23 protein-coding genes are annotated in these 25327 nt (G+C 73.4%); 13 read left to right on the top strand and 10 right to left on the bottom strand.

Annotated features, from left to right (window positions below; all coding sequences use genetic code 11):
• Positions 1-137: 137 nt before the first annotated feature.
• Positions 138-1352 carry a right-handed parallel beta-helix repeat-containing protein gene (locus ACZ4FH_RS11540; RefSeq protein ID WP_467304018.1) on the bottom strand — a complete coding sequence of 405 codons (1215 nt, stop codon included), beginning with the start codon at positions 1350-1352 and terminating at the stop codon, positions 138-140.
• Positions 1353-1605: 253 nt separating this feature from the next.
• Here ACZ4FH_RS11540 and ACZ4FH_RS11535 point away from each other — a divergent pair, with 253 nt between their 5' ends.
• From ACZ4FH_RS11535 to ACZ4FH_RS11525, 3 genes are all read left to right on the top strand, one after another.
• Complete coding sequence (locus tag ACZ4FH_RS11535) at positions 1606-2391, top strand: DeoR/GlpR family DNA-binding transcription regulator (protein ID WP_467304017.1); 786 nt, start codon at positions 1606-1608, stop codon at positions 2389-2391.
• A 101-nt stretch (positions 2392-2492) separates the two neighbouring features.
• Positions 2493-2846: a DUF4406 domain-containing protein gene (locus ACZ4FH_RS11530; protein WP_383636795.1), complete on the top strand. Its 354-nt coding sequence runs from the start codon at positions 2493-2495 to the stop codon at positions 2844-2846.
• Complete coding sequence (locus ACZ4FH_RS11525; protein WP_467304016.1) at positions 2843-3523, top strand: NUDIX domain-containing protein; 681 nt, start codon at positions 2843-2845, stop codon at positions 3521-3523. The genes ACZ4FH_RS11530 and ACZ4FH_RS11525 overlap by 4 nt, the downstream gene beginning before the upstream one ends.
• A 23-nt stretch (positions 3524-3546) precedes the next feature.
• Here ACZ4FH_RS11525 and ACZ4FH_RS11520 read toward each other — a convergent pair whose 3' ends face one another.
• The 5 genes from ACZ4FH_RS11520 to ACZ4FH_RS11500 all read right to left on the bottom strand — a co-directional run bounded on the left by ACZ4FH_RS11520 (position 3547) and on the right by ACZ4FH_RS11500 (position 8336).
• Positions 3547-4164 (bottom strand): TOPRIM nucleotidyl transferase/hydrolase domain-containing protein, encoded by a 618-nt coding sequence (locus ACZ4FH_RS11520; RefSeq protein WP_467304014.1) that lies wholly within the window; start codon positions 4162-4164, stop codon positions 3547-3549.
• Between the two features lie 100 nt (positions 4165-4264).
• Entirely contained in the window at positions 4265-5131 is an 867-nt protein-coding gene (locus ACZ4FH_RS11515; protein WP_467304013.1) for a GNAT family N-acetyltransferase, read from the bottom strand.
• A 7-nt stretch (positions 5132-5138) separates the two neighbouring features.
• Complete coding sequence (locus ACZ4FH_RS11510; protein WP_467304012.1) at positions 5139-6590, bottom strand: MFS transporter; 1452 nt, start codon at positions 6588-6590, stop codon at positions 5139-5141.
• Complete coding sequence (locus tag ACZ4FH_RS11505) at positions 6583-7035, bottom strand: MarR family winged helix-turn-helix transcriptional regulator (RefSeq protein ID WP_467304010.1); 453 nt, start codon at positions 7033-7035, stop codon at positions 6583-6585. Before ACZ4FH_RS11505 ends, ACZ4FH_RS11510 begins: the two co-directional genes overlap by 8 nt.
• A gap of 38 nt (positions 7036-7073) precedes the next feature.
• Positions 7074-8336 (bottom strand): MFS transporter, encoded by a 1263-nt coding sequence (locus ACZ4FH_RS11500; RefSeq protein WP_467304009.1) that lies wholly within the window; start codon positions 8334-8336, stop codon positions 7074-7076.
• A 79-nt stretch (positions 8337-8415) separates the two neighbouring features.
• Here ACZ4FH_RS11500 and ACZ4FH_RS11495 point away from each other — a divergent pair, with 79 nt between their 5' ends.
• Entirely contained in the window at positions 8416-9327 is a 912-nt protein-coding gene (locus ACZ4FH_RS11495; protein ID WP_467304007.1) for a LysR family transcriptional regulator, read from the top strand.
• A gap of 223 nt (positions 9328-9550) precedes the next feature.
• Positions 9551-12925, top strand: a complete 3375-nt coding sequence (locus ACZ4FH_RS11490; protein ID WP_467304006.1) for a pyruvate carboxylase — start codon at positions 9551-9553, stop codon at positions 12923-12925.
• Between the two features lie 61 nt (positions 12926-12986).
• Here the strand turns inward: ACZ4FH_RS11490 and ACZ4FH_RS11485 are convergent, their stop codons facing one another.
• From ACZ4FH_RS11485 to ACZ4FH_RS11475, 3 genes are all read right to left on the bottom strand, one after another.
• On the bottom strand, positions 12987-13667 hold the full coding sequence (locus ACZ4FH_RS11485) for a VOC family protein (protein WP_467304004.1): 681 nt from the start codon (positions 13665-13667) through the stop codon (positions 12987-12989).
• A gap of 126 nt (positions 13668-13793) precedes the next feature.
• Complete coding sequence (locus ACZ4FH_RS11480) at positions 13794-14330, bottom strand: hypothetical protein (protein WP_467304034.1); 537 nt, start codon at positions 14328-14330, stop codon at positions 13794-13796.
• A 43-nt stretch (positions 14331-14373) separates the two neighbouring features.
• Positions 14374-15672 carry a lipase gene (locus tag ACZ4FH_RS11475; protein ID WP_467304003.1) on the bottom strand — a complete coding sequence of 433 codons (1299 nt, stop codon included), beginning with the start codon at positions 15670-15672 and terminating at the stop codon, positions 14374-14376.
• A gap of 237 nt (positions 15673-15909) precedes the next feature.
• On the opposite strand from ACZ4FH_RS11475, the gene ACZ4FH_RS11470 reads away from it, so the two are divergent.
• Positions 15910-17490: a hypothetical protein gene (locus tag ACZ4FH_RS11470; protein WP_467304001.1), complete on the top strand. Its 1581-nt coding sequence runs from the start codon at positions 15910-15912 to the stop codon at positions 17488-17490.
• Here ACZ4FH_RS11470 and ACZ4FH_RS11465 read toward each other — a convergent pair.
• A complete protein-coding gene (locus ACZ4FH_RS11465; protein WP_467303999.1) occupies positions 17447-17953 on the bottom strand; it encodes a cupin domain-containing protein in 507 nt (168 codons plus the stop codon). The genes ACZ4FH_RS11470 and ACZ4FH_RS11465 overlap by 44 nt on opposite strands.
• Before the next feature lie 165 nt (positions 17954-18118).
• Between ACZ4FH_RS11465 and ACZ4FH_RS11460 the strand changes: the two genes are divergently transcribed.
• The 7 genes from ACZ4FH_RS11460 to ACZ4FH_RS11430 all read left to right on the top strand — a co-directional run bounded on the left by ACZ4FH_RS11460 (position 18119) and on the right by ACZ4FH_RS11430 (position 25295).
• Positions 18119-18553: an RrF2 family transcriptional regulator gene (locus ACZ4FH_RS11460; protein WP_467303997.1), complete on the top strand. Its 435-nt coding sequence runs from the start codon at positions 18119-18121 to the stop codon at positions 18551-18553.
• Positions 18550-19467, top strand: coding sequence for a DsbA family oxidoreductase (locus tag ACZ4FH_RS11455; protein ID WP_467303996.1), 918 nt, complete (start codon positions 18550-18552; stop codon positions 19465-19467). Before ACZ4FH_RS11460 ends, ACZ4FH_RS11455 begins: the two co-directional genes overlap by 4 nt.
• A gap of 552 nt (positions 19468-20019) precedes the next feature.
• Positions 20020-21546 carry an ABC transporter substrate-binding protein gene (locus tag ACZ4FH_RS11450; RefSeq protein WP_467303994.1) on the top strand — a complete coding sequence of 509 codons (1527 nt, stop codon included), beginning with the start codon at positions 20020-20022 and terminating at the stop codon, positions 21544-21546.
• 40 nt (positions 21547-21586) lie between these two features.
• Positions 21587-22621: an ABC transporter permease gene (locus ACZ4FH_RS11445; RefSeq protein ID WP_467303993.1), complete on the top strand. Its 1035-nt coding sequence runs from the start codon at positions 21587-21589 to the stop codon at positions 22619-22621.
• 3 nt (positions 22622-22624) lie between these two features.
• Positions 22625-23518, top strand: coding sequence for an ABC transporter permease (locus ACZ4FH_RS11440; protein ID WP_467303992.1), 894 nt, complete (start codon positions 22625-22627; stop codon positions 23516-23518).
• Positions 23515-24396 carry an ABC transporter ATP-binding protein gene (locus ACZ4FH_RS11435; protein WP_467303991.1) on the top strand — a complete coding sequence of 294 codons (882 nt, stop codon included), beginning with the start codon at positions 23515-23517 and terminating at the stop codon, positions 24394-24396. Before ACZ4FH_RS11440 ends, ACZ4FH_RS11435 begins: the two co-directional genes overlap by 4 nt.
• Positions 24393-25295, top strand: coding sequence for an ABC transporter ATP-binding protein (locus tag ACZ4FH_RS11430; RefSeq protein ID WP_467303990.1), 903 nt, complete (start codon positions 24393-24395; stop codon positions 25293-25295). Before ACZ4FH_RS11435 ends, ACZ4FH_RS11430 begins: the two co-directional genes overlap by 4 nt.
• The last annotated feature ends 32 nt before the right edge of the window (positions 25296-25327 follow it).

Genomic DNA, 25327 nt, shown 5'->3' with positions numbered 1-25327 from the left:
ATACGTGCTGGTGTGTGGAGTTCTGTGGTGTGCTCTTCCGATCTCTGGAAGTGTGGCGGCGCCCCCCGGGTTTGTGGGGGGGGCACCCCGGGGGCGGCGCCCGGCCCCGCGGGGCGCCGCCGCTCCCTTCCGGAGGGTTACGGCGTCACGACGCTGCCCCCGAAGGTGACGACGAGCCGGCCGTCCGAGGCGAACGACCAGCCGAGGGCGCCGTCGTACGAGGCGCAGCGCGAGCCGTTGGACCCCGTCCAGAACTGGTTGGAGCCGTCGGCGTCGCCGACCGTCTTGTCGTTGGAGCCGCTGCCGTCGCGGCAGGAGGTGTTGTCGCGGAACACGGAGGTGCCCTTGTCGAAGGAGAAGTTGCGTTCCTCGTTGTCGATGCCGACGTTGTCCGAGATCGTCATCGAGCCGGGGTTGCTGTTGTACGTGAATCCGTGGTGCCCGTTGGCGTAGGCGATGCTGCGGCGCACGACGTGGTCGACCTTGATGCCGTCCCCGCCGAGCTTGTAGCCGTTGCGGTCGCCGTCCTCGTTCACCGTCCCGTCCGAGAGTGTGCCGTTGTGGTAGGAGAGGGAGTCCTCGATGGTCACCGGGCCGATGGGTCCGGTCTCGTTCTTGGTGTAGAGGTCCCAGCCGTCGTCGATGTTGTTGTGCGACACGGTGTACCGGAAGACGTTCCCGGGGCCGGAGGTGAGCTTGGAGGCGAAGCCGTCGGCGTCCTCGCCGTCGGAGTCGGCGTTGTCGTGCGATTCCGAGCTGAGGACGAGGTTGTCCGACGGCCAGTCGGCCTCGGGCGTCGTGGAGGCGATCCGTGAGATCTGCAGCCCGGAGTCGTGGTTGAAGCGGGTCACGACGCGTTCGATGACGTTGTCGCTGCCGCCGACGAAGATCCCGTTGTCTCCCGCGTGTTCGACGGTGATGCCGTTGAGGTGCCAGTAGTCGCCGTTCACGGCGAGCCCGCGGTTGGCCGGGTCCTCGCTCATGGCCGAGAAGTTCAGCACGGGCTTCTCGCCCGGGTAGGCGGCCATGGTGGTGCGGGCCGCCGAGGTGCCGTCGTTGCCCGGCGGAATGGTGACCGTCGTCGCGTAGTGGTACGTGCCGCCGCGCAGGTAGATCGTGCCGCCGGAGGAGACGCGGGCGATCGCCGAGGACAGCGTCGTCGGATCCGATTCGGTGCCGGCCGCGGAGTCGGTGCCGTCGGGCGCCACGTACAGGGCACCGGCCGCGAGCGCGGCGGGGACGGCCGAGGCGCGGGCGGCGGTGGGGGGCGCGGCCTGGGCGGTGGCGGCCGGCACGGCGGCGAGCGAGCCGGCCAGCAGGCCGAGACCGACGAGGACGGGTTTGATCTGCATCGTTCGACTCCAGGTGGGGGTGTGGTTTCGACGAGTGCGCACACGTGTCTGTTCGACTCCATGAACGGACCCGGGTGTGGGGGTTGCCCCGGATCCGCACAAGCGCTTTCTATGGACCCTAGGCGTGCACCATGTTCACGTCAATGAACATGTACATGAATTCCGTTTACGCATATGACCCGCGAATCATTCGCCGCATCCGGGAACGCACATGAACTTGTTTGTTCTCCCATTCAGGTGATAGAAAATGGCCATGAGTGTCGCCCACCGCCTTGACCTGACCCTGCGCCTGGTGCAGGGATCGACCCGCGTCTCCGTCGCCGAACTCGCCCAGCGTCTCGGGGTGTCGGAGATGACCGTGCGCCGCGATCTCGACGCGCTGGAGGGACGGGGGCTCGTGCGCCGCGTGCACGGCGGGGCGGTGGCCACGCGGTCGCGCGCCGAGGACGCCGGGTTCGACGCGCGCGCCTCCTGGCAGGCGGCCACGAAGGACCGCCTGGGGGAAGCCGTCGCCTCGCTCGTCGAGCCGGGGTCGCGGGTCCTGCTGGACGCGGGGACCACCACGGTCCATGTGGCCGAACAGCTCGCGTCCCGGGGGCCGTTGACCGTGGCCGTGCTGAGCCTTCAGGCGGCCGTGCGCCTCGCCGACCGGCCGGGCATCGACCTCCTGGTCGTGGGCGGGCGCTCCCGTCCGGGCGAACGGTCCTTCGTCGGCCCGCTCGCGCTCGGCACGCTGGAGGAACTGGCCTTCGACTGCTTCGTGATGTCGATCGGCGGGGTGCACGCCGAGCACGGCTGGTCGGAGTTCTCGCTGGAGGACGCCGCCGTGAAACGGGCCGGCATCGCCCGGTCCGCGCGCACGGTCGTCGTGGCCGACGCGACCAAGCTCGGGGTCCGGGCCTTCAGCCGCGTCGCCCCGCTCGACTCCGTGGAGCAGTTCGTCACCGACAGGGCGGCGGCCGACTCCGACACCCATCCCGGCGGGCCGCAGACCCTGGACGCCCTGCGCGAGGCGGGCGTCGACACCGTCCTCGCCTGAGCCGATCCCTCCCGGCCGCTTCCCCGTCCTTTTCTCCCTCTGTCTCTCCGTCCCCCCGTTCCGAGGAGTGTGCCGCCGTGGCCACCGCACCCCGTCCCCTGATGATCCTGGTCGCCGGTCCGTACCGGTCGGGCACCGGGGACGACCCCGAGAAGCTCGAAGCGAACGTCCGGGCGATGAACCGCACGGCCCTCGCGCTGTTCCGGGCCGGGCACCTGCCCGTCACCGGCGAGGCGCTCGCCCTCCCGCTGCTGGAGAGCGCCGGGGGCGCCCGGCCCGGCGATCCGCTCTTCGACGAGATCTTCCACCCCGTCGCCGAACGCCTCCTCGCCCGCTGCGACGCCGTGCTGCGCATCGGCGGCCCCTCCGAGGGCGCGGACCGGATGGTGGCCCTGGCCCGCGCCGGCGGCAAGGCCGTCCACACCGCTCTCGCCGACGTCCCGGACGCCCGATGACGGCCGGGATCGACACCCCCGACCGCCGCGGCCGCACCGGACTGGACCGGCAGGGCCTCGGACTGACCGGCAACCCGCGCGTACGGATCCGGCAGGTCGAGGTGCTGTCCTGCGACTGGTACGTCCTGCGCCGGACCACGTTCGACTACGAGCACAGCGACGGGCACACCAGCCGGGAGCGGCGCGAGACCTACGACCGGGGCGACGGCGCGACGATCCTGCTGTACGACACGGCGCACGGAACGGTGCTGCTGACCCGGCAGTTCCGGCTGCCCGCGTACGTCAACGGCCACCCCGACGGCATGCTTCTGGAGACCGCGGCCGGGCTGCTCGACGGGGACGGTCCCGAGGAGGCGATCCGCCGCGAGGCGGCCGAGGAGACCGGGCACGTCATCGGCGCGCCCGAGCATGTCTTCGATGTGTACATGAGCCCCGGCTCCGTCACGGAGCGCCTGCACTTCTACGCCGCCCCCTACGATCCGGCGGACACGCCGGAGGGGGCGACGGGGGTCGCTGTGGAAGGCGAGGACATCGCCACGGTCGAGCTTCCGTTCGCCGAGGCCCTGGCCATGGTCCGGGACGGCAGGATCGCGGACGCCAAGACGATCATGCTGCTCCAGTGGGCCGCGCTGGACGGCCCGTTCCGCCCCGCCGGACCGCTCCCCCACCACGGCTGACGCACGGGCCCGCCCCCCGCCACTCAGAGCGCGGTGAGCAGCGCGTCGAGCGGGGCGGGCACGCGATCGGCGTCCAGCGCTTCGACGAGGACCCTGCCGTACTGGATCTTCCGGCCCTTCTTCGTGCCGAGGAAGCGGCGCAGCTGGCGCTCCGGCGGGCGGCCCAGCTGGGCGGGCTGGCGCTGGAACGTCCGGAAGGCGCGCAGATCGCCCTCGGCCCGTACGGCCTCCTCGGTCCGGGGCACGCCGAGCGCCCGGATCAGTTCGTCCTCCAGGTCGGCGGAGCAGACGAAGAACTCCCCCTGTCCGGCTCCGGACCGCTCCAGCCCCCGTGTGTAGTAGGGCAGTTCGGCCTCGTCGCAGAGGCCGGTGAGGCGGAGGTCCAGGCCCGGGGGTCCGAGGACGGCGGTGAAGCGTCCCACGCTCATCGCGCCGCCCATCGGCAGGACACAGACCCCCTCGGCCTCCAGATCGCGGCCCCGGCGCGCGGCGAGGGCGTCGACCGCCGCCGCGTCGCTCGGCCCCTCCAGCAGGACGACGGCGCGGACGGGCAGCCGTGCCGCCAGGTCGCGGGCGGGGCCCGGCGGGCCCCCGGCCGCCCGGGCGATGACCGCGTTCCGGAAGAGATTCATGTCCGACATGGGACGAGTCTGCGCCGGAACCGGCTCGGACGACACGGATTTTCACCGCGCCGGACCGGGTCCGGCGCGCAGGGCGGCCGGGTCCGGGGCGGCGGTGCGTCTACGCGTCCCGGGTCATGTCGCGGACCAGGGCGCGCGGTTCGTACCCGGCCGCCCGGTACGTGGCGACGGCTGCGGCGTTCGACGCGGGGGTGCAGACCATCGCGCTCGACGCGCCCATGTCGCGCAGCGCGGCGGCGGCAGCGACGCTGATCGCCCGGCCGTGGCCGCGTCCCCGGTGGTCGCGGTGGACGCCCATCGGCTCCAGCAGTCCGGGGCGGCCGGGGCCCGCCGACCACACCGTCACACAGGCGACGGCCGCGCCCTCGTCGTCGTACGCGAGGAGCGTCCGGGCGTCCGCGAAGGGCCGTCCGGCGGCCATGGTGTGCCAGCGCTCCTCGGTGAACGTCGAGCCGTCGAACGCGGACCGGTGGACGGCGGTGCTCTCGGCGGCGAGTCCGGGGCCGACGCGCTCGACGCGCACACCGGGATGGGGCACCGGCTGCGCCAGGTCGCGATGGAGCGGGGTCCAGGGCTCGTCGGCGTGCCACCCCGCCCCGGCCAGCAGGTCCTGGAGGCGGGCGGTCATCGGGGCCTCGATGCTCGCCCTCCCGGCGGGCAGCAGTCCGCGGTCCGGGTCGGTCACGTCGGCCAGCATGCTCCGTGCCAGTGCCTCGTCCTGCTGGGCGTCGCGGGCGATCGTCAGGCGCAGGAGTCCGGGTCCGTCCAGGAGTCCGACGGCGAGGATCCGGCCCTCGCGGCTCCAGGTCCGGACGGCGGTGGCGGTCGCCTCCGGCCCCGCTCTCCAGAACCAGCCGAGGTCCCCGGGGTGCAGTTGCAGCGGTGACGCGTCGGACTGCCAGCCGCGCAGTGCGGCGACGGCCTCGCCCAGTCCGTTCGCGTCCGGCTCGCTCAGCTCGATCGACATGAACCGATCAGACACCACCCGCCGCGCCCTTCGCATCCGAATTCCGGCCGAGTGTGCGGTCCAGGACGGTCAGCAGCAGGTAGACGACGCCCGCGCCGAGCATGAACCAGGCCAGGTGGTGCATGCCGCCGGTGGTGACGTGCGGTCCGAAGGAGAGCGCGGCGGTCGCGGAGGCCACCATCGAGCCGATGTAGGCGAAGGTGCGGAGCAGTCCCGCCGAGGAGGCGATGCGCTCGGCGTCCGCCTGGGCGTAGACGCAGTTCTGCAGGGCGAGGCTGTTGAGCCCCTGCGGGACGCCGAAGACGAGGGCGACGAGGACCAGCGCCCAGACGGGGCTGTCACCGGCGAGCGTCAGCATGACGACACAGGCGGCGACCTGTCCCAGCGCGCCGACGAGCAGTTTGCCGCGGACGGCGGTGCTGCGGCCGGAGAGCAGGGAGACGCCGATGGCCACGAGGAACATCGGGATCTGGACGAGTCCGGCGTGGAACGGGGAGAGCCCGTAGCCCTCCTCGGTCCACTGGGTGAAGCCGTAGAGGAAGGCGTAGGAGACGGTGTAGGTGACCAGGGCGCGTCCGTAGGTGACGAGCAGGGGTGTGTTGCCGCCCAGGACGCGCAGGTCGATGAAGGGTGCGGGGGCCCGCAGTTCGCGCAGGACGAATCCGGCACCGGCCGCCGCCGCGATCACCGGGAGGTACCAGTCCTCCGGGCGCAGGTTCATCAGGAAGAGCAGCAGCGCGACGAGCATTCCCGCGAACAGGGCCATGCCGGGCAGGTCGAGCCGGGTGGCGAGGCCCGTCCGGGGCGCGGGGCCGGCCGCCGGGGCGTCGCTCCCTGCGGGCGGGGTGTGCCCGGTGTGCCGGGGCAGCCGGAGCAGTCCGAGCGCCACGGCGAGGGCGGCGAGGGGGACGTTCAGCGCGAAGGTGGCGCGCCAGCCGCCGACGGAGATGAGGAGCCCGCCGAGCAGCGGGCCGATGACGGCGATGGTCTGGTTGGCGACGGCGAGGGCGGTGAGGACCCCGGCGGGGCTGCGGATTCCGGTGCGGCGCTCCTCGCTGCGCAGCAGGGCCATGGCGGCGGGGTAGCCGGCGCAGGTGCCGAACCCGAGGAGGACCCGGGAGCCGATCAGGACGCCGAGGTTCGGGGCGAGGGTGCCGACGACGCCCGCGACGCCGACGAGCGAGGTGCTGATCAGGAAGAGCCGGCGCGGTCCGAAGAGGTCGATGAGGCGGCCGACGACGGGCTGTCCGAGCGCGGTGGCGAGGTAGAGGGCGGAGACGAGCCAGGCGGTCTGCGAGGGCGGGGCGCCCAGCGCGTTGCCGATGGGTATGAGGGTGACGGCGATGATCGTCGAGTTGACCGGGTTGAGGACCGAACCGAGGATCATCGGCGGCAGCAGCCGGCGGTCGAATCCGGTGGCCGTGGCGCCGGTCCGTGCGGTGGTCGTCCGTTCAGTCATGGGTCAGTCGTTCCAGAACGGTCATGGCGGTGATGACCGCGCGCCGTTCCTCCTCCGTGCAGCGGCTCTGCAGTTCGCCGGCCAGCCATTCCTGCCGGGCCTGGCGCCCTTCCGCCACACGTCGGCGCCCCTCCGGAGTGAGGGAGACGAGCATCCGCCGCCCGTCGTCCGGGTCGCGGTGCCGTTCCACGAGGCCGAGCCGCTCCAGGGCCGCGACGGTGGACGTCATGGACTGGTGGCGCACCCCTTCGGCGGCGGCGAGGTCGCTGGCGGTGACGCCGCCCTCCGGTCCGGTCAGCCGGGCCAGTACGGAGGCCTGTCCGAGGGTCATGTCCTCCGGTTCCGCCGCGTTCAGGATGCGGCGGCGCAGGCGGCTGATGACCGCGCGGACCTGCTGGGACGCCTGGACCGCCGAGGGCGAGGGGCGGGGGTTCTTGTCGTTCACGTCTCCAGGCTAGAACCCACAGTTTGAGTTGTACAGTTTCACCTGTGGATTACGGTCGGCCGGACCGCCGCGGCCGGTTCGGCGCTCCCCGGGGACGTCCTGCGGGCGGCTCGGGCGACCGCGACGCGTTCCAGGACCCAGAGCACCACCGTGCCGGCGGCGAGGGAGGCTCCCAGGACGGAGACCCCGGCCCATCCGGCGCCCGCCCAGACGACCGAGGTCAGCGCGGAGCCGACCGCCCCGCCCACGAAGAACGAGGTCATGAAGGCGGAGTTGATGCGGTTGCGGGCCTCCGGGCGCAGCGCGTAGATCACGTTCTGGGTGCTGTTGAGCACCGCCTGATGGGCCAGGTCCAGGACGACGACGCCGATGAGCAGCCAGACCAGGGAGTGCGATCCGGCGGCGACGGCCGCCCAGGACAGCACCAGCAGGACCGTGCCGGCGCCCGTCACCTTCTGGACGTGTCCGCGGTCGGCGAGCCGTCCGGCGGCCGTCGCGGTCACCGCACCCGCCGCGCCGACCAGCCCGAACAGGCCGATGCCCGATTCCGACCAGCCGTACGGGGGCCGTACGAGGAGGAAGGTCAGGGCCGTCCACAGCACGCTGAACGACGCGAGGCTGAGGGCACCGATCCCGGCGCGCCACCGCAGCAGCGGCTCGTACCGGAACATCGCGAGCGTCGAGCGCAGCAGCGCCGGGTACGACAGTCCGTCACCCGTGCCGCCCAGCCGGGGCAGCCGTGTCCGCAGCAGGACGGCGGTCAGCGCCATCAGCCCGGCGCCGGCCCAGTAGACCGTGCGCCAGCCGCCCAGTTCCGAGAGCGCGCCGGAGGCGGTCCGGGCCAGCAGGAGGCCGAGGAGCAGCCCGGTCATGACGGTGCCGACGACCCGGCCGCGTTCCGCCGGGGCCGCCAGGGAGACGGCGAAGGGGACGATCACCTGCGCCCCCACGGAGGTGAGCGCGGTCAGCGCGGTGCCGATCAGGAGCACGGTGCCGTTGGCGGCGGTGGCCGAGACCAGCAGGAAGAGCGCGGTGGCCCCGTACAGGGCGACCGCGAGCCGCCGGCGCTCGACGAGGTCGCCGAGGGGCACCAGCAGGATCAGGCCCAGCGCGTAGCCGATCTGCGCCACTGTCACCAGTAAGGCCGCGGCGGTGGCCCCGAGGCCCAGTTCACGGCCGATCAGGTCGAGCAGCGGCTGGGCGAAGTAGTTGCCCGCGACGGCGAGGCCGGTCGCGGCGGACATGAGGAGGAGCAGCCCGCGGGAGAGGCCGCCTTCGGAGGCGGTGGGTGTCGTGGTCATGGATTCAGCTTCGCGGGAGCCTCATCGATGAGTCCAACACATGTTTGTCATCAGAACGATCGTGGTTCACGATGGATCGATGGACCTTCAGCAGATGCGGTACGTGGTGGCCGTGGCGGAGACGAGGAACTTCACGCGCGCCGCCGAGCAGTGCCTGGTCGTGCAGTCGGCGCTGAGCCATCAGATCGCCCGGCTGGAACGCGAGCTGGGGGCCCGGCTGTTCGAGCGGACCAGCCGGCGGGTCCGGCTGACCGCCGCCGGTGAGGCGTTCCTGCCCGCCGCCCGGCAGTCCCTGGAGGCGGCCGACCGCGCCCGCGCGGAAGTGGCGGCGGCCGCCGGGGTGATCCGGGGCCGGCTGGCCGTCGGGACCATCCCCACGGTGACGGCCGTCGATCTGCCCGGGGCGCTCAAGCGCTTCCACGTCCGCCACCGCGAGGTGGGGATCACCCTGCGCTCGGGGGCGAGCGAGGAGCTGGTCGAGGGCGTGCGCCAGGGCGGTCTCGACGTCGCCGTCCTGGGACTGCCGCCGGGACCCCGGCCCCGTGGGGTGCACGGCAGGGAGCTGGGGCGCGGCCGGCTGGTCGCGGTGCTGCCGCCGGACCACCCCCTGGCGGGCCGGGAGAAGGTGGAGCTGGAACGGCTCGCGGACGAGACCTTCGTCGACTTCCCCTCCGGCACGGCCGGGCGCATCCAGTCGGACAACGCCTTCGCCGGGGCCGGAGTGCGCCGCGAGGTCGCCTTCGAGATCACCTCGCCCGGCTCCATGGTGCAGCTGATCCGGCTGGGGCTGGGGATCGGGATGCTGCCGACCGGTTTCGTGACGGAGTACCCCGATCTGCCCTTCGTCGAGGTGTGCGACGCACCGACCCGGGTGGAGCACCTGGTGTGGAGCGGCGCCCGCCCCTCCCCCGCCGCCGCCGCGTTCCTGGCGATGCTCGACGCCCCCGGGCCGGAGGCGTCCGCCGGCGAGGAGGACGGGGCGCGGCCGTAGGCCCACCGGTCCGGTGGGCCGATCGCGGCACGTGACGCACGCCATCCTTTGCGCCCGCGATCTCGGGGAAGGTCTCCGGTACGGTGTCGAACGCTCCGGCCCGAGCAGGCCCGGGGCGCTCCGTCTTCAGCACCGCCACCCGACCACCGGATGCCGGCCCGTGCATCCCGTGCGACACCGTCCGTTCCGGGGCCACCCGCCCGTGACACGTCTGGGGAGTTGGATGTTCGACAAGGTACTGGTCGCCAACCGCGGGGAGATCGCGATCCGCGCGTTCCGCGCGGCGTTCGAGCTCGGCATCTCCACGGTGGCCGTCTATCCCCACGAGGACCGCAACTCCCTGCACCGGGCCAAGGCGGACGAGGCCTACCGGATCGGGGAGCCCGGACATCCGGTACGGGCGTACCTCTCGGTCGACGAGGTGATCAAGGCGGCCCGGAAGGCGGGCGCCGACGCGATCTACCCGGGCTACGGCTTCCTCTCCGAGAACCCGGACCTGGCGGCGGCCTGCGCCGCGGAGGGCATCACGTTCGTGGGTCCGCCCGCCTCGGTGCTGAATCTGACGGGGAACAAGTCCCGTGCGGTGGCCGCCGCGCGGGAGGCCGGGGTGCCGGTGCTGAGGTCGTCGGAGCCGTCGGAGGACGTGGACGCGCTGGTCGCCGCGTCGGCGGACATCGGCTTCCCGGTCTTCGTCAAGGCCGTGGCCGGGGGCGGCGGCCGGGGCATGCGCCGGGTCGCGGAGCCGGGCGAGCTGCGCGAGTCCATCGACGCGGCGATGCGGGAGGCCCGGTCCGCGTTCGGTGACGCGACGGTCTTCCTGGAGCAGGCGGTGATCAACCCCCGCCACATCGAGGTGCAGATCCTCGCCGACGCCGAGGGCAACGTCGTCCACCTCTACGAGCGCGACTGCTCGGTGCAGCGCCGCCACCAGAAGGTCGTCGAGATCGCGCCCGCGCCCAATCTGGACCCGGCGCTGCGGGAGCGGATCTGTGCCGACGCGGTCGCGTTCGCGCGCCACATCGGATACGTGAACGCGGGCACCGTCGAGTTCCTGGTCGACGAGCGCGGCCATCACGTCTTCATCGAGATGAACCCCCGGATCCAGGTCGAGCACACGGTGACCGAGCAGGTCACCGGCCGCGACCTGGTGATCGCCCAGTTGCGCATCGCCGCCGGGATGACCCTCCCGGACCTGCGGCTCACCCAGGACGTGATCACCCTCAACGGGGCCGCGCTCCAGTGCCGCATCACGACGGAGGACCCGGCGAACGGCTTCCGCCCGGACACCGGCACCATCTCCGCCTACCGTTCGCCGGGCGGGCCCGGTGTCCGGCTGGACGGCGGCACGGTGCACACGGGAGCCGAGGTGTCGGCCCACTTCGACTCGATGCTGGTGAAGCTGACGTGCCACGGGCACGACTTCGCCAACGCGGCCCGCCGGGCGCGGCGGGCGATCGCCGAGTTCCGCATCCGGGGTGTGGCCACCAATCTGCCGTTCCTGGGTGCGGTGCTGGAGCAGCCGGACTTCAAGGCCGGGCACATCACGACGAGTTTCATCGACGAGCACCCGGAGCTGATCCACGCCCGCCCGTCGGCCGACCGGGGCAGCCGGATGCTCAGCTATCTCGCCGAGACGACCGTGAACCGGCCCTACGGGCCCCGCCCCTCGGTGATCGACCCGGCGGACAAGCTGCCCCCGCTGCCGCAGGGGACCCCGCCGGCCGGCTCTCGGCAGCGGCTGGCGGCCCTGGGCCCGGAGGCCTTCGCGGCCGAACTGCGGGCGCAGTCGGCGGTGGCCGTCACCGACACCACGTTCCGCGACGCCCATCAGTCGCTGCTCGCCACCCGGGTGCGCACCCGTGATCTGCTGGCCGTCGCCCCGCACGTGGCGCGGACCGTCCCGGAGCTGCTGAGCATCGAGTGCTGGGGCGGTGCCACCTACGACGTGGCGCTGCGCTTCCTCGCGGAGGACCCGTGGGAGCGGCTGGCGAAGCTCCGCGAGGCGGTGCCCAACATCTGTACGCAGATGCTGCTGCGCGGCCGGAACACGGTGGGCTACACGCCGTACCCGACCGAGGTCACCGAGGCGTTCGTCGCCGAGGCGGCGGCCACGGGCATGGACATCTTCCGGATCTTCGACGCGCTCAACGACGTCACGCAGATGCGTCCGGCCATCGACGCGGTCCGCGCCACCGGGACGGCCCTGGCCGAGGTGGCGCTGTGCTACACCGCCGATCTGTCGGACCCGTCCGAGTCCCTGTACACGCTGGACTACTACCTGCGGCTCGCCGAGCAGATCGTGGACGCGGGCGCCCATGTCCTGGCGATCAAGGACATGGCCGGACTGCTGCGTCCGCCGGCCGCGCGCACGCTGGTCACCGCGTTGCGCGAGCGGTTCGACCTGCCGGTGCATCTGCACACCCATGACACGGCCGGCGGTCAGCTGGCCACGCTGATGGCGGCCGTGGACGCGGGGGTGGACGCGGTGGACGCGGCCGTCGCCTCGATGGCGGGCACGACCAGCCAGCCGCCGCTGTCGGCGCTGGTGGCGGCGACCGACCACACCGAACGGGCGACCGGTCTCTCCCTCCAGGCCGTCGGCGACCTGGAGCCCTACTGGGAGGCGACCCGCAAGGTGTACGCCCCCTTCGAGTCGGGGCTGGCCTCGCCGACGGGCCGCATCTACCACCACGAGATCCCCGGCGGGCAGTTGTCCAACCTCCGCCAGCAGGCCATCGCCCTCGGTCTGGGCGACCGCTTCGAGCTGATCGAGGACTGCTATGCGGCGGCCGACCGCATGCTCGGCCGGCTGGTGAAGGTGACCCCGTCGTCCAAGGTCGTCGGTGATCTGGCGCTGCATCTCGTGGGCGCGGGCGTGGAGGCGTCCGACTTCGAGTCCGATCCCGGCAAGTTCGACGTCCCGGACTCGGTGATCGGCTTCCTCCGGGGCGAGCTGGGCGACCCGCCCGGCGGCTGGCCGGAGCCCTTCCGGACGCGCGCCCTCCAGGGCCGCCCGGAGAAGGCCGCGACGCCCGAACTGTCGGACGAGGACCTCCGGGGTCTGCGGAACACCCCGCGCGCCACGCTGAACCGGCTCCTCTTCCCGGGCCCCACGAAGGAGTTCACCGCGCACCGCGAGGCCTACGGCGACACCTCCGTGCTGCCCACGCAGGACTTCCTCTACGGGCTCGAGGCGGAGACCGAGCACACCGTGACGCTGGAACCGGGTGTCACCCTGCTCATCGAGCTGGAGGCCGTCTCCGAGGCGGACGAACGCGGTTTCCGCAGCGTGCTCGCCACCCTCAACGGCCAGATGCGCCCGGTCTCGGTCCGGGACAGGTCCGTGGCCACCGAGGTGAAGGCGGCCGAGAAGGCCGACCGCGCGAACCCGGGCCATGTGGCGGCGCCGTTCGCCGGGGTGGTGACCCTCCAGGTCGAGGAGGGGGCGTCCGTGTCGGCCGGTCAGACGGTCGCCACGATCGAGGCCATGAAGATGGAGGCGTCGATCACCGCCCAGTCCGCCGGCGTGGTCCGCCGGCTGGCGATCGGCAGGGTCCAGCAGGTCGAGGCCGGGGATCTCCTGATCGAGATCGCCTGAGCGAAGCCACCCCGCCGCCCGTCCGGAGAGCCGGGCGGGCGGCGGGTGTCATGACCGGGTGTCAGGGCCGGTCGCGTCCCAGGGCCGTGCAGACGCACGCCTTGTTGCCCTCGGGGTCGGCGAGCACGACGAACGACGGTGCCTCGGAGTCGTCGACGAGCGTGCCGCCCGCGGCGAGGGCCGCCGCGATCCGCTCCCGCGCCACCTCGGGCGCCAGCCACAGGTCCATGTGCCAGCGCTGGCGCGGCAGGGGGTGGGCGTCGGTCTGCTGGAACCACACGGCGGGGACGCGGTCGTGGGTGTCGAAGACGGAGTCCCGGACGGGCCGGCCGTCCGCGCCGCCGAGGAGCGCCGCCCAGAACGGTCCGGCCGCCGCGTGGTCCACCGTGTCGAGGGCCAACTCCAGCTGGGCCACCTCGCCGGGGGCCGCGGTCAGTTCGAGGCGGTGGGCGAGTGCGCTGAGTGCGGCCGCTAGTTCGAGGTCGCGGGCGGTGATCCACCGCCCGCCCTCCTCGTCGACGCTGCAGAGGGTCACGTCGACCCGCCCGTCACCCCCCAGTCTGATCTCGTGCACCGGGTGCCCGGCGTCCGCGGCCGCCCGTGCGGCCTCGGCGACGAACGCGGCGGCGGCCACGGCGTCCGGGCCCCGGAAGCACGCGGCGAGGGGCTGGGCGAGTCTGCGCCAGTCGGGGAGTCCGGCGTCGATGGCGGCGAGGACCGCGGTGTTGCTGACCTTGTCCATGCGCCCATCGTTCCAGCGCGGGCGGACGCGCGGCGGGCGTTCCCGCGTGTCGCGTACGGACTGCGGGACGGGGCGCGCCAAAAGGGGGCGAGGTCCACCGGATCCACGCCGCGGGCCCGGCAGGTGTCAGGCGCCCGCCGGGTCCGCGGCGTGTTCCTTCAGGAACGCCCCGGCGTGGGCCGCCGCCTCCTCCTTCGTCGCGAACGCGGCGTCCGGGGCGCTCGCGCCGCGCACCCCGTCGGCGCCCTCGCCCGTCCAGGACCAGCGGCCGGTGGACGGGACGCGGGCCAGTCCGGCGGTGCCTCCGAACAGGTCGAGGGCGACGTTCTCCCGGCCGGGGTCCTGGGCGGGCCGGGTGACCGCCCCGGGCCACTTCTTGCGGGCGCCCTGACGCGTGATGCCCCAGGCGGCGCCCAGTTGTTCGTAGTTCGCGCCGTAGGCCCCGGCGGTGCCCGCGGCGATCGCGGTCAGCCGCTTCACCTCCAGGTCCACCGCCTTCCAGGCGGTCAGCACGGAGAGGGCCACCTCCACCGGGTCCGCGTCCCACATGCGTTCCTCGGGCAGTCCGGTGGCGCGGGAGCGCATCGAGACGGCGAGCGGGTGGAGCGCCTCGCCCAGGGCCTTGGTGAGTGCGGTCTGTTCGTCCGGGGCAATCTCAGGCATCGTCACGCGACAACCATAGTTCACGCGACCCCTGTCGACAACCTCAGTTACCGCACTTGCTCCGCAGGTCCTCGAACCAGCGCACGAGCGAGGAGGTGGCGGCGACGTTCGACCCCACATGGCGGGAGCCCTGGTAGTCGACCGGGCCCATGTCGAGGACCGGCGCGTCGACCCCGTTCCTCGCGAGGGCGGACCGGCAGTGCTCGGTGTTGACGGTGGTCGCCTGCTCGTCACCGGTCGCCATGTAGAGCCGGACCGGGGCCTCGGGCGCCCAGTCGCACACCGCGTCGGTGGTGCGGAGCGCGTCGGCGAAGGAACCCGACGGGTGGGTGAGCAGGGCGCGGCCGTTCTCCGTCAGCAGCTCGCCGAGGGTAGCGGGGGTACCCGCCATCACGTCGGGGCCGGTGTGCGTACCGTCGAACAGGGCCTCGACCGTATCGGCGTAGGGCGCCCGGAAGACCTCGCCGGGCCGGTCGTAGAGGTGGTGCAGCCGGTTGAAGGCGACCAGGGTGTACGCCGCGTACACCACGCTCGACTTGGGTTCGAGACGTCCCTCGACGAGCGCGGGCAGTTCGGCGCCGCCGAAGTCGTACGCCCCGCTGACGGGGGCGAGCGCTCCCAGCCGGAACCACGGGTCCTCCCCCGCCTCCAGGGCGCGTCCGAGTCCGAGCGCCGCGGACGCGCCCTGCGAGAAGCCGGTGACCTGGACCTCGCGCTCCAGCCGGTGGCCGGTGCGCGGCGCGAAGGCGCGGGCCGCCCGCAGCATGTCCAGCGAGGCCGTGGTCTCGGAGGGGACGTCCATCCAGGGGTGCGGGCCGGGCCCCTTGCCCATGCCCAGGTAGTCGGGCCCGACCGCCGCCGCGCCGGACGCCGCGTGCGCGAGCACGGACGCGGAGACGAACGAGCGGCGCTTCATGGAGGGCGCGTCGTCCTTGTGCACACCGGTGCCGTGGGCGAACGAGACCGTGGGCAGGGCGCCTCCGGCGCCGCGCGGCACCATGAACAGCCCGCTCGCCGTGGTGGGCCGCCCGTGCGCGTCGACGGTCCGGTAGATCAGCCGGTACGCGACGACCCCGTGGCGGACCGTGTCCACCGGGAACCCCGAGGCCCGCAGTTCGGCGGCGACCGCCCCGCGGTCCGGGAGCGTGTAGAGCCGTTCGGCGTGGACGAGCGTTCCCCGTCCGGCCTCCGGGTTCGCCTCGGCAGCCTGCGCGCCGCGGCCGGTGGCGGCGGGCGCGGTGGCGGCGACGGCGGCCGGCCCGGTCAGCAGGAGCCCGCAGCAGACGGCGGCGACGGGCAGAAGGCGCCGCGAACGGGTGCGGTGGGCGGTCGCGCTGGTCATGGTGCTCCCCCAAGTACGTGGTGACGTCGGTCCGTTCACCTTCACGCGTCGAAGATCGCCTCGCACTGGTGCGGACCCCCGTGTTGCGCTGACGTCACCCCCCGGCGCCGTACGGTGGCTGCCTCCGGTACGCGCTCCGTCGACCGGCAGGTGCGGGGGCCGGAAGGAGTCGTACGCGAGCGGTCCCGCACCGGAAATTCGCAGGCCCTCCGTACGGGTCGGCGGCAGGATGCTCCCGTGGATCCCGTTCTGATGGGCCTGGCCCGCAACCCCGCTCTGCCCCGGGCGCTCGTCGCCCCGTTGACCGCGCTCGCGGCGGCGGACCCCGACGACGCACTCGCCGCGCGGCTGGCCGGCCGCCCGGATCTCGACGGCGGCCAGGTGGCCGCGCTCGCCGCGCAGGTCCCCGCGAGCCTCGTCCCGCTCGTTCGCGCGGGCCGGCTGACCGCTGCCGACGTCGACCCGGCGGCCCGCCCGGACGCCGCGCTGGCGCTGCTCGACGAGGGGCGCGGCACCCCGGCGTGGGCGCGGAGGTTCGCGGCCGACCCCGACCGCGCGCACCGGGAGGCCCTGGCCGCCTGTCCGGGGCTGCCGCCGGACGTGGTGGACGTGCTGGCGGGGGACCGGGACGTGTGGGTCGTCGCGGAGCTCGCGCTGTGGGGTGCGCCCGGGGTGGCGGCCCGGCTCGCGGCGCATCCGTTCGCGGAGGTGCGGCGCGCGGTGGCGTGCAACGAGGCGGCCCCGCCGGACGTGCTCTCGGCGCTGGTCACCGGGAAGGGGCTGCCTCCGGTGCGGTGGTGCCGGGTCTGCGACCAGGAGGAGATCCCGTTCACCCACGATCCGTCGTGTCCCCGGACGGACTGCGATCTGCCGGCCGGGGCGTCGTGCGACGGCACCCACGCCTCCGCGCTGCACGATGTGGTCCTGGCGGCCCTGCTCAACCCGGCCACACCGGCCGACGGCGTGTCAGGCCTCGCCGCCGATCCGTCGTCGCTGGTGCGCGCGGCCGTGGCCGCCCGGCCCGGTCTGCCGCCGGAGGTGTACGCGCGCCTGGCGGAGGATCCGGTGCCGGGCGTGCGCGAGAGCCTGGCCGGCAATCCCGCGATCGGCGTGGGTCTCGTCCGTACGCTCGCCGGGGACCGCTACGACGAGGTGCGGCGCGCGCTGGCGCATCATCCGCGTGTGCCGTGGGACGTGCTGGCCCGGCTGGCCGCCTCCACGCGCATCGGCGCGGTGCTGCTGCCGCGTGTCGCCGCCGCCTCGACCGCCGAGGTGCGTGATCTGGCGGCTTCGGCGCGACCCGAGCTGCGGGTGCTCGTCGCCCGGCGGCGCGATCTGCCCGCCCCGGTCCGGGACGCGCTGGCCGGTGACGCGGACGCGAAGGTGGCCGGGGCCGTCGCCGGGCACCCGGGTCTCCCGGAGTCGCTGCTGCGGATGCTGACGCGGCGTCACGGCGACCGGGTGGCCGCCGCCGTGGCGGCCAATCCGGACGTCCCGGCGGAGCTGCTGGAGGAACTCGCCCTGCGTGACCCCCCGGTGCGCAAGGCGCTGCGGGCGACGGCCCGGCATCCGCACGCCCCGGGCCCGGCGCTCCTCGTCTGCCTCCGTGACGCGCGGGCACGGCAGGACGCCGCCGGGCACCCGGGCCTGCCGCCGTCCGTCGTCGCAGGGCTGCTGGACGATCCGGACGGGACGGTGGCCGAGGAGGCGGCCGCCAACCCGTCGCTGCCGCGTCCGGTGATGACGGCGCGGGTCCTCGGCCGACCGGGCGCGTTCAGGCGTCGTCGGCCGGAAGGGCGTACAGCCGGGGCAGGTTGACGACGATCGCCTCCTGGGTGCTGCGCGCGATGACGACCACGGCCTCCTCGGTGGGGTCGGGGTTCTCCTCGCGGTGCGGGACGAAGGGCGGGACGAAGATGTAGTCGCCGGGCGAGGTGCGCAGCCGTACCTCCTCGGGTTCGTCGCCCGAACCGTCCAGGAAGACGAACTCCGGGTGCCCGCTGACCACATGGATGGCGGTCTCCGACTCGCCGTGGTGGTGGTCGGACGAGGAGGTGGCGGGGGCGACATGGGTCTGGCCCATCCACAGCTTCTCGGAGCCGACGGTCCGGCCGCTCACCGCGGCGAACCGCCGCATGCCCCCGGTCTGGGCGGTGTCACCGTCCAGGGCGTCCGCCCGGATGTGGTGCACGCGGGTGCGCAGCGGGGCGTCCGGGCGGCCCGGGGTCTCGTGGAGGTGCGGGTGGAAGCCCTCACCGGGGGTCGTCAGCGGCTCGCTCATGGCAGGGACGCTAGGTCGGCCCGAAAAAGGATGTCAAGAGGTGTCCATTGGCGTTCACCTGCGGCAATGTTCCCGCAACAGGACGAGTGGCCCGGCGCGTCCGGCCGGGGAGCAACTGCGTCCATCGCCTCTCGGAGGCGGGTCTTCGGGGGCATGATGGCGGCCATGCATATCTCCGCGAAGGCGGACTACGCCACGCGAGCCCTCCTGGAGCTCGCGCGTGAGCCCGGCCGTCCTCTGACCTGTGAGGCCATCGCGTCCTCGCAGGAGATTCCGTTCCGGTTCCTGAAGTCCGTGGTGGGCGAGTTGCGCAGAGCGGGTCTGGTGCGCAGCCAACGTGGGTGCGAAGGGGGGTACTGGCTGGGCAGACCGGCGGGCGAGATCGCCCTGCTGGACGTGGTGCGCGCCGTGGACGGCGAGGTGATCACCTTGCGCGGCGCGTCGCTGGCCGGTCTGGTCTACCCCGGTCCGGCGACGGCGCTGCCCGGGGTGTGGCGTCGCGTCGAGGCGGAGGCCGTCGCGGTCCTCGGCGGTCTCACCCTGGCGGAGCTGCTGCCCGGCGAGGCGCTCACCGAGCCGTCCGGGGTCGGCGCCGCATGAGGGGCGCGATCCCGGCGCCCGGGGTGGAGGTGGTGGAGTACACGGATCCGATGTGCCCGTGGGCCTGGGGCTCCGAGCCGGTGTTCCGCGCGCTGCGCGCGGCGCTGGGCGGCCGGGTGCGGTGGCGGCGCGTCTACGCGATCCTCTTCGACCACGACGACGATCCGCCGCCCGACCCGACCGCCGAAACCGCCTGGTACGCACGGCACGTGGCGGAGATCGGTGTCCACACCCGGGCTCCGTACGCGGTCCGGCTGAGCCGGGTGGCGGTGAGTTCCTGGCCGTCGTCGCTGGTCGCGAAGGCGGCGGAACGGCAGGGCGCCGAGGTCGCCGACCGGGTGCTGCGAAGACTGCGCGAGAGCGTGTTCGTGGTCGGTGAGCCCGCCGACACCGAGGAGGGCGCGCTGGCCGCCGTACGGGGTGTGCCGGGGCTGGACGCGGAGCGGCTGCGGTCCGACGCCGCGTCGGACGCCGTGCTCGACGGGGTGCGCGCCGACCGGGTTGAGGCCCGCCGGCCGGTGCGGGAGGTGCTGTCCGTCCCGGAGGACTCCCCGCATCCGGGCCGGGCCAAGGAGACCGCCGGGGGTGCGGTGCGCTACGCGCTGCCGACGCTGCTCGTCCGCTCCCCGGCCGGGCATCGGGCGGTGCCCGGCTGGCGGCCGTTCGCGGCCGGTGCGCGGGCGCTCGACGCGCTGTGTCCGGGGGTGCTCGCGGACGGCCCTCGGCTGCCGCCGGGCGAGGCGTTGGAGCGCCTGCGCAGCCTGACCGGGCCGGAGGCCGAGCTTCTGGTGGAGGGTGGCCGGCCCCCTTCGCACGCGGTCCGCGTCGACACGGGGAACGGACCGCTGTGGCTGCATCCCGAGGAGGCCGCGGCGCGCCCCGACGCCATCCGCCGCGCGGTGTCAGGGCTCTGACCTGCGGTCAGTCCCCGTCCCACCGAATGAGACACCAAAAGGTGTCCATTGACAGATGCCCGCGACGGCCCCCAGGATGTGCCCATGCTCACGACGCACCCCGGTGTGGAGTGCCGATACGTGGATCTTCGGCGCACCTCCAGCGCACTCTGTCGCTGACCGCCCACCCGCTCCGATCCGCAGGCGTCCCGTCGCCGGCCGCGGCCCCCGGCCGCCCGCCGCACGGAACCCGCCGCGCTCCGGCCGCGTCACCGTACCCCTCGCGTCTCACCGTGACGCGCCCCGCTGTCCGAGGGCGTCGTCACGTCCGGGGTCCGGGTGTCCCGGCCATCCGTCGGAGCGTTTCGTTCCAGGACTCGTACCGCTGACGCCTCCCGTCCGAGGGGGGTGCCGCGCCGGTTCCGTACGCCCGGAACGCCTTCCTTCCCCCGACCCGTCCCGGCGGACGTCCCTTCCGCCGCACGGCCGCTCCGCCATGTCTTCCTCCCGGCACCTCCGCCCGCGGTCCGGCCTGCCCTGATCCGGGCCGGGCCCCGTCACAGAGAGAACGAGATGTCCCCACGACGCACCACACGGGCCACCGCCCTCGGCGCCGCACTCGCCGCCCTGCTCACCCCCGCCCTGGCCGCGTGCGGCGGGGACGTCTCCGCCTCGTCCGGCGGAGCGACCCTGAAGTGGGCCTCCTCGTACTTCCCGGCCCACTGGGATCCGGTGGTGTCGGGCAGCGGTGCGCAGTTCCGTGAACTCGCCCTGGTCTACGCCTCGTTGACGCGGACCGACGAGAGCGGCAAGGCCGTGCCGGATCTCGCCGAGAGCTGGGAGTACAACGAGCGCGGCGATCTGATCACCTTTCATCTGCGGCCGGGGCTGAAGTTCAGCGACGGGGAACCGGTCGACGCGCTCGCGGTCAAGGCCGCCGTCGAACGCGCGCAGAAGCAGAAGAACTCCGCCCTGTTCGGTGATCTGACGTCGATCGTGTCGGTGGAGGCCAAGGGGCTGGACGCGGTGCTCCACCTCTCCCAGGTCGACTACCAGATCCCGCAGTTGCTCGGTGAGCGCGTGCTGCAGATCGCCAGTCCCGAGGCGGCGAAGGACCCCGCCGAGCTGGACCGCAATCCGGTGGGGGCCGGCCCCTTCGTCGTGGAGCAGCTGATCCCGGGCACCAAGGCCGTCCTGAAGAAGAACCCCGACTACTGGGACGCGGAGAACATCCATATCGACGATGTCGAGCTGGACTCCGCGCCCGACGCCTCCACGGTCGTCTCCGGCCTGCGCACCGGCGTGTACAACTTCGCCGATCTCGACCCGAGTCAGGCCGACGCCGCGAAGAAGGCCGGTCTCGACGTCTTCTCCCAGCCCGGATTCAACGCGGCCAACCTGAGCCTGAACATCAACAAGGCGCCCTTCGACGACGACCGGGTGGTCGACGCGGTCCGCCACGCGGTGAACCGTCAGGAATTCGTCGACAAACTGACCTTCGGCTACGGGGAGGTGACCGACCAGCCGTTCCCGAAGGGGTACGTGGCCTACGACCCCGCGTCGGAGAACGCCTACCCGTACGACCCGGCGAAGGCGAAGCGTCTGCTGTCCGAGGCCGGCCACCGGCCCGGTGAGCTCAAGCTCGACCTCGTCATTCCGTCGGAGGACCCGCAGGCGGAGATCGTCCAGTCCCAATTGGCCGCGGTGGGCATCGACGTCACGATCAGGATCGACAAGAACTGGGCCACCCCCTTCTTCGCGAAGGACCTGGCGTTCTCCCTGTACTCGACGACGGGGCGCGACTCCGCCGTGCAGACCCTCACCGCGCACTTCGGCCCGCACGGCCCGCTCAACCTCAGCAGCCCGTACGAGCCGAAGGGCTTCGCCGAAGCCGTCGGCAAGGTGCGGCGGACCCCGCTGGACGACCCCGCGTACACGAGGACCCTCCGCGAGGCGACCCGGACCGGGCTGCGGAGCAAGGCCCTGGTGTTCACGTACTCCTCGCCCAACCTCTTCGCGAAGAGCAAGCGGATCTCCGGTCTGCCGAAGAACCCCGCGCACATCGACTGGACCGGTGTGACCGTCGACGGCTCCCGCTGACGGCCCCTCGTACACGCAAGCAAGGAGAGGAGGAAGCCCCATGTCGGCGCACACCTATGCGTATCCGGACGGTCCCGCACTCCGGGAGGGCCTGGCCGCGGCGCGGGCCCGTCACACGGCGGGCCGGGTCCTGGCGGCCCTCGGCCGGTCCGTGGCGATCTTCGTCCCGGTGTTCCTGGTCGCGACCTTCGTGACGTTCGCCCTGCGGTCGATGAGCGGGCTCAGTCCGGCCCGGATCCAGCTCGGTGAGAACGCGACGCCCGAGGCGATCGGGCGCGTCGAGGCGCAGTGGGGGCTCGACCGGCCCTTCCTCGCCCAGTACGGCGACTGGTTCACCGGCGTCCTGCACGGACAGCTGGGCACCAGCTGGGTCAACGGTGCCGACATCTCGACCCTGATCGGGCTCGGCCTCGGCGTGAGTCTGTCGGTCGCGACGTTCGCCCTGCTCATCGGGGTGGTCGTCGGTTTCGGTCTCGGCACCCTGGCCGCGCTGAGGCGCACCACCGTCGTCGACCGGGCGATCACCGGCTTCGTCACCGTGATCTCGGTGATGCCGGCGTTCGTCGTGGGGATCGTGCTGGTCGCGCTGTTCTCGGTCGGCGTCCCGCTGTTCCCCTCGGCCGGATACGTCCCGGCCGAGCAGGGCATCGGCCCCTGGCTCGCCCACATCACCCTGCCCGCGCTCGCCCTGAGCTTCGACGTCGTCGCGGACGTGGCGCGTCAGCTGCGCGCCGGTCTCGTCGCGGCGTACGACGAGAACTATGTGACGGGCGCCGTGGTCCGGGGGCTGAGTCCGCGGCGGATCTTCTTCTCCCATGTGCTGCGCAACGGCGTCGGGCCCGCGCTCGCCACGCTCGGGCAGAAGTTCCCCGCGCTCGTCGGCGCCTCCGTGGTGACGGAGTGGATCTTCGGTCTCCAGGGATTCGGACGGTTCGCCAACGATTCGGCCCAGGCCGGCGACGTGCCCGCCGTCCAGGGCGTCCTGGTGGTCTCGATCGTGCTCGTCGTCTCGTTCAACCTGATCATCAATCTGGTGCTGGCGCGTGTGATGCCGGCATCGCAGCGGGGGGTCTGACCCATGGTGCGCCGCGTTCTCTCGCTCACCTCCGGACGGATCGCCGTCGGAATCCTGCTGGCCGTCGCGCTGCTGGCCCTGCTCGGGCCGTGGCTCGCCCCGCAGGATCCGCTCGCCGCGGGGAGCCCGCCGCTCGCGGAGGCCTCCGGGGCCCACTGGCTGGGCACCGACTACCTGGGCCGCGACGTGTTCAGCCGGCTGCTGGACGGATCACGCGTCAGCGTCCTCGGCTCGCTGGAGGTCGCGCTGACCGCCCTGGCCGTGGGGGCGGTGCCCGGCATCCTGTCGGTGTACCTGGGCCGGGCCTTCGAATGGCTGACGCTGCGGCTGGCGGACACGCTGGTGGCGCTCCCCTTCATGCTCTTCGCCATCGCCGTGATCGCCCTGCTCGGCAACGGGATCACCCAGGCCATGCTGGTCACGGGCGTGCTGGTGTCCCCGCTGTTCTACCGGGTGTCGCGCGCGGCGACCCTGGCCGTGGCCCGCTCCCCGTACGTGGAGGCCGCGATCGTCTCGGGCGCCTCGCTCCTGTGGATCGTGCGGCGGCACGTGTGGCTGAAGGTGCTGCCGCCGCTCGCGGTGGCGCTCGCCCAGACGGTCGGCGTCGGCTTCGTCATCGTGTCGAGCCTGACGTTCCTGGGCATCGGCGTCCAGCCGCCGGCCCCGACCTGGGGCGGGCTGCTCGCCTCGGACCTCGGCTATCTCAGCCACCGCCCGTGGGCGCCCGTCGTCCCCGCCCTGCTGATCATGATCACCGTCTGGGCCTGCAATCTGCTCGCCGACGCCATCCGCGACGTGTCCGGCGAGGCCGGCCGGGCGCGGGCCGCCGCCCGGCGCGGGGCCCGGCACGACCACCCCCGCACGACCGGTTCCGTCCCCGCCGGAGGTTCGCTGTGACGACCCTGTCCCCGCACACCGCTCCCGCCCCCGCCCCCGCCGCGACCGGTGGCGTCCCGGCCGCCGCGCCCGTACTCGAACTGCGCGACGTCCGCATCACCGACCGCGCCACCGGCCGGGAGGCGGTCCACGGCGTCGGCTTCGCGCTCACCCCCGGCAAGGCGGTCGGCATCGTCGGCGAGTCCGGCAGCGGCAAGACTCTCACCTGCCGGGCCGCGCTCGGCATCCTGCCCCGGCACTTCGAGGTCAGCGGCGGCACCGTCGAGATCGCCGGAACGGACATCGCGACGCTGACGCCCCGCCAGTGGACCGGACTGCGCGGCTCCACGATCGGTGCCGTCTTCCAGGACCCCGCGTCCTATCTCAACCCGTCGATCCGCGTCGGCGCCCAGATCGCGGAGGTGCTGCGGGCCAAACAGGGCCTGGGGCGGCGCGAGGCGCGGCGCCGCGCCGTCGGACTCCTGCACGCGGTCCGGCTGCGCGATCCGGAACTCGTCTACGGGCAGTACACGTACGAGCTGTCCGGGGGCATGCTCCAGCGCGTCCTGATCGCGGCGGCCATCGCCCTCGAACCCCGCGCCCTCATCGCCGACGAGGCCACCACCGCGCTCGACGTCACGGTCCAGGCGGAGATCCTCGACCTCCTCGCGGATCTGCGCGAACGCACCGGACTGGCCCTGGTGGTCGTCTCGCACGATCTGGCCGTCGTGGCCCAGCTGTGCGACGAGGTCCTGGTGATGCGGCAGGGCGAGGTGGTCGAACAGGGCCCCACCCGGGCCGTCCTGCGGACACCGCGCCACGCGTACACCCGGCTCCTCATCGACGAGCACCGCCAGTACGGACTGGAGAAGTTCCGCACGCCGAAGGGGGCGTCATGACCACCGGACCCACCGGACCCACCGCACCGCGGGCGCCCGGCGCCCCCGTCGCGCCCGGCCCCGCGGGCGCGAGCCCGCAGGCCCCCGTCCTGGAGATCACGGACCTGGAGGTCCGCTACGGCCGCGGCCGGCGCCGCCGTCCCGCCCTGCGCGGGGTCTCGCTGAGCGTCGTCCCCGGGGAGACCGTCGGGCTCATCGGCGAGACCGGCTCCGGCAAGTCCACGCTCGCCCGCGCGGCCCTCGGGCTCGTGCCCGTCGCGGCCGGATCGGTGCGAGTCGCGGGCGAGGAGGTGGGCGCGTACGGTCCCCGGCAGTGGCGCGCGCTGCGACGGCGCGGGGTGATCCAGTACGTCTTCCAGGACCCGCTGCGCAGCCTGGACCCCGACGCCACCGTCGAGGACTCCCTCGTCGAACCGCTGCTCGTCCGGGGAACGGCGCGCGCGGAGGCGGTCGCTCGGGCCCGTGCGCTCCTGGACCGGGTGCGGCTCGACGCGCGGCTGCTGGAACGGCTTCCGGGCGAACTGTCCGGCGGCCAGCGGCAGCGCGTCGCGGTGGCGCGCGCCCTGATCACCGCACCCCGGCTGGTCGTCCTCGACGAGCCGGTCAGCGCGCTGGACTCCGCGAACCGCGTCCAGGTCCTGGAGATCCTCAAGGACCTCCGCGACACCGGCACCGCCCTCGTGCTGATCTCGCACGATCTGGGGTCCGTGGCCGGGACCGCCGACCGGATCGCCGTGCTCTACCGGGGCGAACTGGTCGAGACCGGCGCCGCCCGGGACGTCATCGACGAGCCCCGCCATCCGTACACCCGGCTGCTCGTCGGCTCGGCCCCCACGCTCGACGCCGGCCCCGCCGACCGCACCGCGCGCGAGGCCCTGCGCGCGCTCCTCCACGCCTGACCCGAAGAACCGACCCCTCCCGGAAGGACCCG

The sequence above is a fragment of the Streptomyces sp. NPDC024555 genome (assembly GCF_055559335.1).
This window is presented reverse-complemented; position numbering and strand designations above follow the sequence as displayed.

Excerpts from the sequence above, each read along its gene's own strand:
- ACZ4FH_RS11540 (WP_467304018.1), bottom strand. The coding sequence starts at position 1,352 with ATGCAGATCAAACCCGTCCTCGTCGGTCTCGGCCTGCTGGCCGGCTCG.
- ACZ4FH_RS11535 (WP_467304017.1), top strand. The coding sequence starts at position 1,606 with ATGAGTGTCGCCCACCGCCTTGACCTGACCCTGCGCCTGGTGCAGGGA.
- ACZ4FH_RS11530 (WP_383636795.1), top strand. The coding sequence starts at position 2,493 with ATGATCCTGGTCGCCGGTCCGTACCGGTCGGGCACCGGGGACGACCCC.
- ACZ4FH_RS11525 (WP_467304016.1), top strand. The coding sequence starts at position 2,843 with ATGACGGCCGGGATCGACACCCCCGACCGCCGCGGCCGCACCGGACTG.
- ACZ4FH_RS11520 (WP_467304014.1), bottom strand. The coding sequence starts at position 4,164 with ATGTCGGACATGAATCTCTTCCGGAACGCGGTCATCGCCCGGGCGGCC.
- ACZ4FH_RS11515 (WP_467304013.1), bottom strand. The coding sequence starts at position 5,131 with ATGTCGATCGAGCTGAGCGAGCCGGACGCGAACGGACTGGGCGAGGCC.
- ACZ4FH_RS11510 (WP_467304012.1), bottom strand. The coding sequence starts at position 6,590 with ATGACTGAACGGACGACCACCGCACGGACCGGCGCCACGGCCACCGGA.
- ACZ4FH_RS11500 (WP_467304009.1), bottom strand. The coding sequence starts at position 8,336 with ATGACCACGACACCCACCGCCTCCGAAGGCGGCCTCTCCCGCGGGCTG.
- ACZ4FH_RS11495 (WP_467304007.1), top strand. The coding sequence starts at position 8,416 with ATGGACCTTCAGCAGATGCGGTACGTGGTGGCCGTGGCGGAGACGAGG.
- ACZ4FH_RS11490 (WP_467304006.1), top strand. The coding sequence starts at position 9,551 with ATGTTCGACAAGGTACTGGTCGCCAACCGCGGGGAGATCGCGATCCGC.
- ACZ4FH_RS11485 (WP_467304004.1), bottom strand. The coding sequence starts at position 13,667 with ATGGACAAGGTCAGCAACACCGCGGTCCTCGCCGCCATCGACGCCGGA.
- ACZ4FH_RS11480 (WP_467304034.1), bottom strand. The coding sequence starts at position 14,330 with ATGCCTGAGATTGCCCCGGACGAACAGACCGCACTCACCAAGGCCCTG.
- ACZ4FH_RS11475 (WP_467304003.1), bottom strand. The coding sequence starts at position 15,672 with ATGACCAGCGCGACCGCCCACCGCACCCGTTCGCGGCGCCTTCTGCCC.
- ACZ4FH_RS11465 (WP_467303999.1), bottom strand. The coding sequence starts at position 17,953 with ATGAGCGAGCCGCTGACGACCCCCGGTGAGGGCTTCCACCCGCACCTC.
- ACZ4FH_RS11460 (WP_467303997.1), top strand. The coding sequence starts at position 18,119 with ATGCATATCTCCGCGAAGGCGGACTACGCCACGCGAGCCCTCCTGGAG.
- ACZ4FH_RS11455 (WP_467303996.1), top strand. The coding sequence starts at position 18,550 with ATGAGGGGCGCGATCCCGGCGCCCGGGGTGGAGGTGGTGGAGTACACG.
- ACZ4FH_RS11450 (WP_467303994.1), top strand. The coding sequence starts at position 20,020 with ATGTCCCCACGACGCACCACACGGGCCACCGCCCTCGGCGCCGCACTC.
- ACZ4FH_RS11445 (WP_467303993.1), top strand. The coding sequence starts at position 21,587 with ATGTCGGCGCACACCTATGCGTATCCGGACGGTCCCGCACTCCGGGAG.
- ACZ4FH_RS11440 (WP_467303992.1), top strand. The coding sequence starts at position 22,625 with ATGGTGCGCCGCGTTCTCTCGCTCACCTCCGGACGGATCGCCGTCGGA.
- ACZ4FH_RS11430 (WP_467303990.1), top strand. The coding sequence starts at position 24,393 with ATGACCACCGGACCCACCGGACCCACCGCACCGCGGGCGCCCGGCGCC.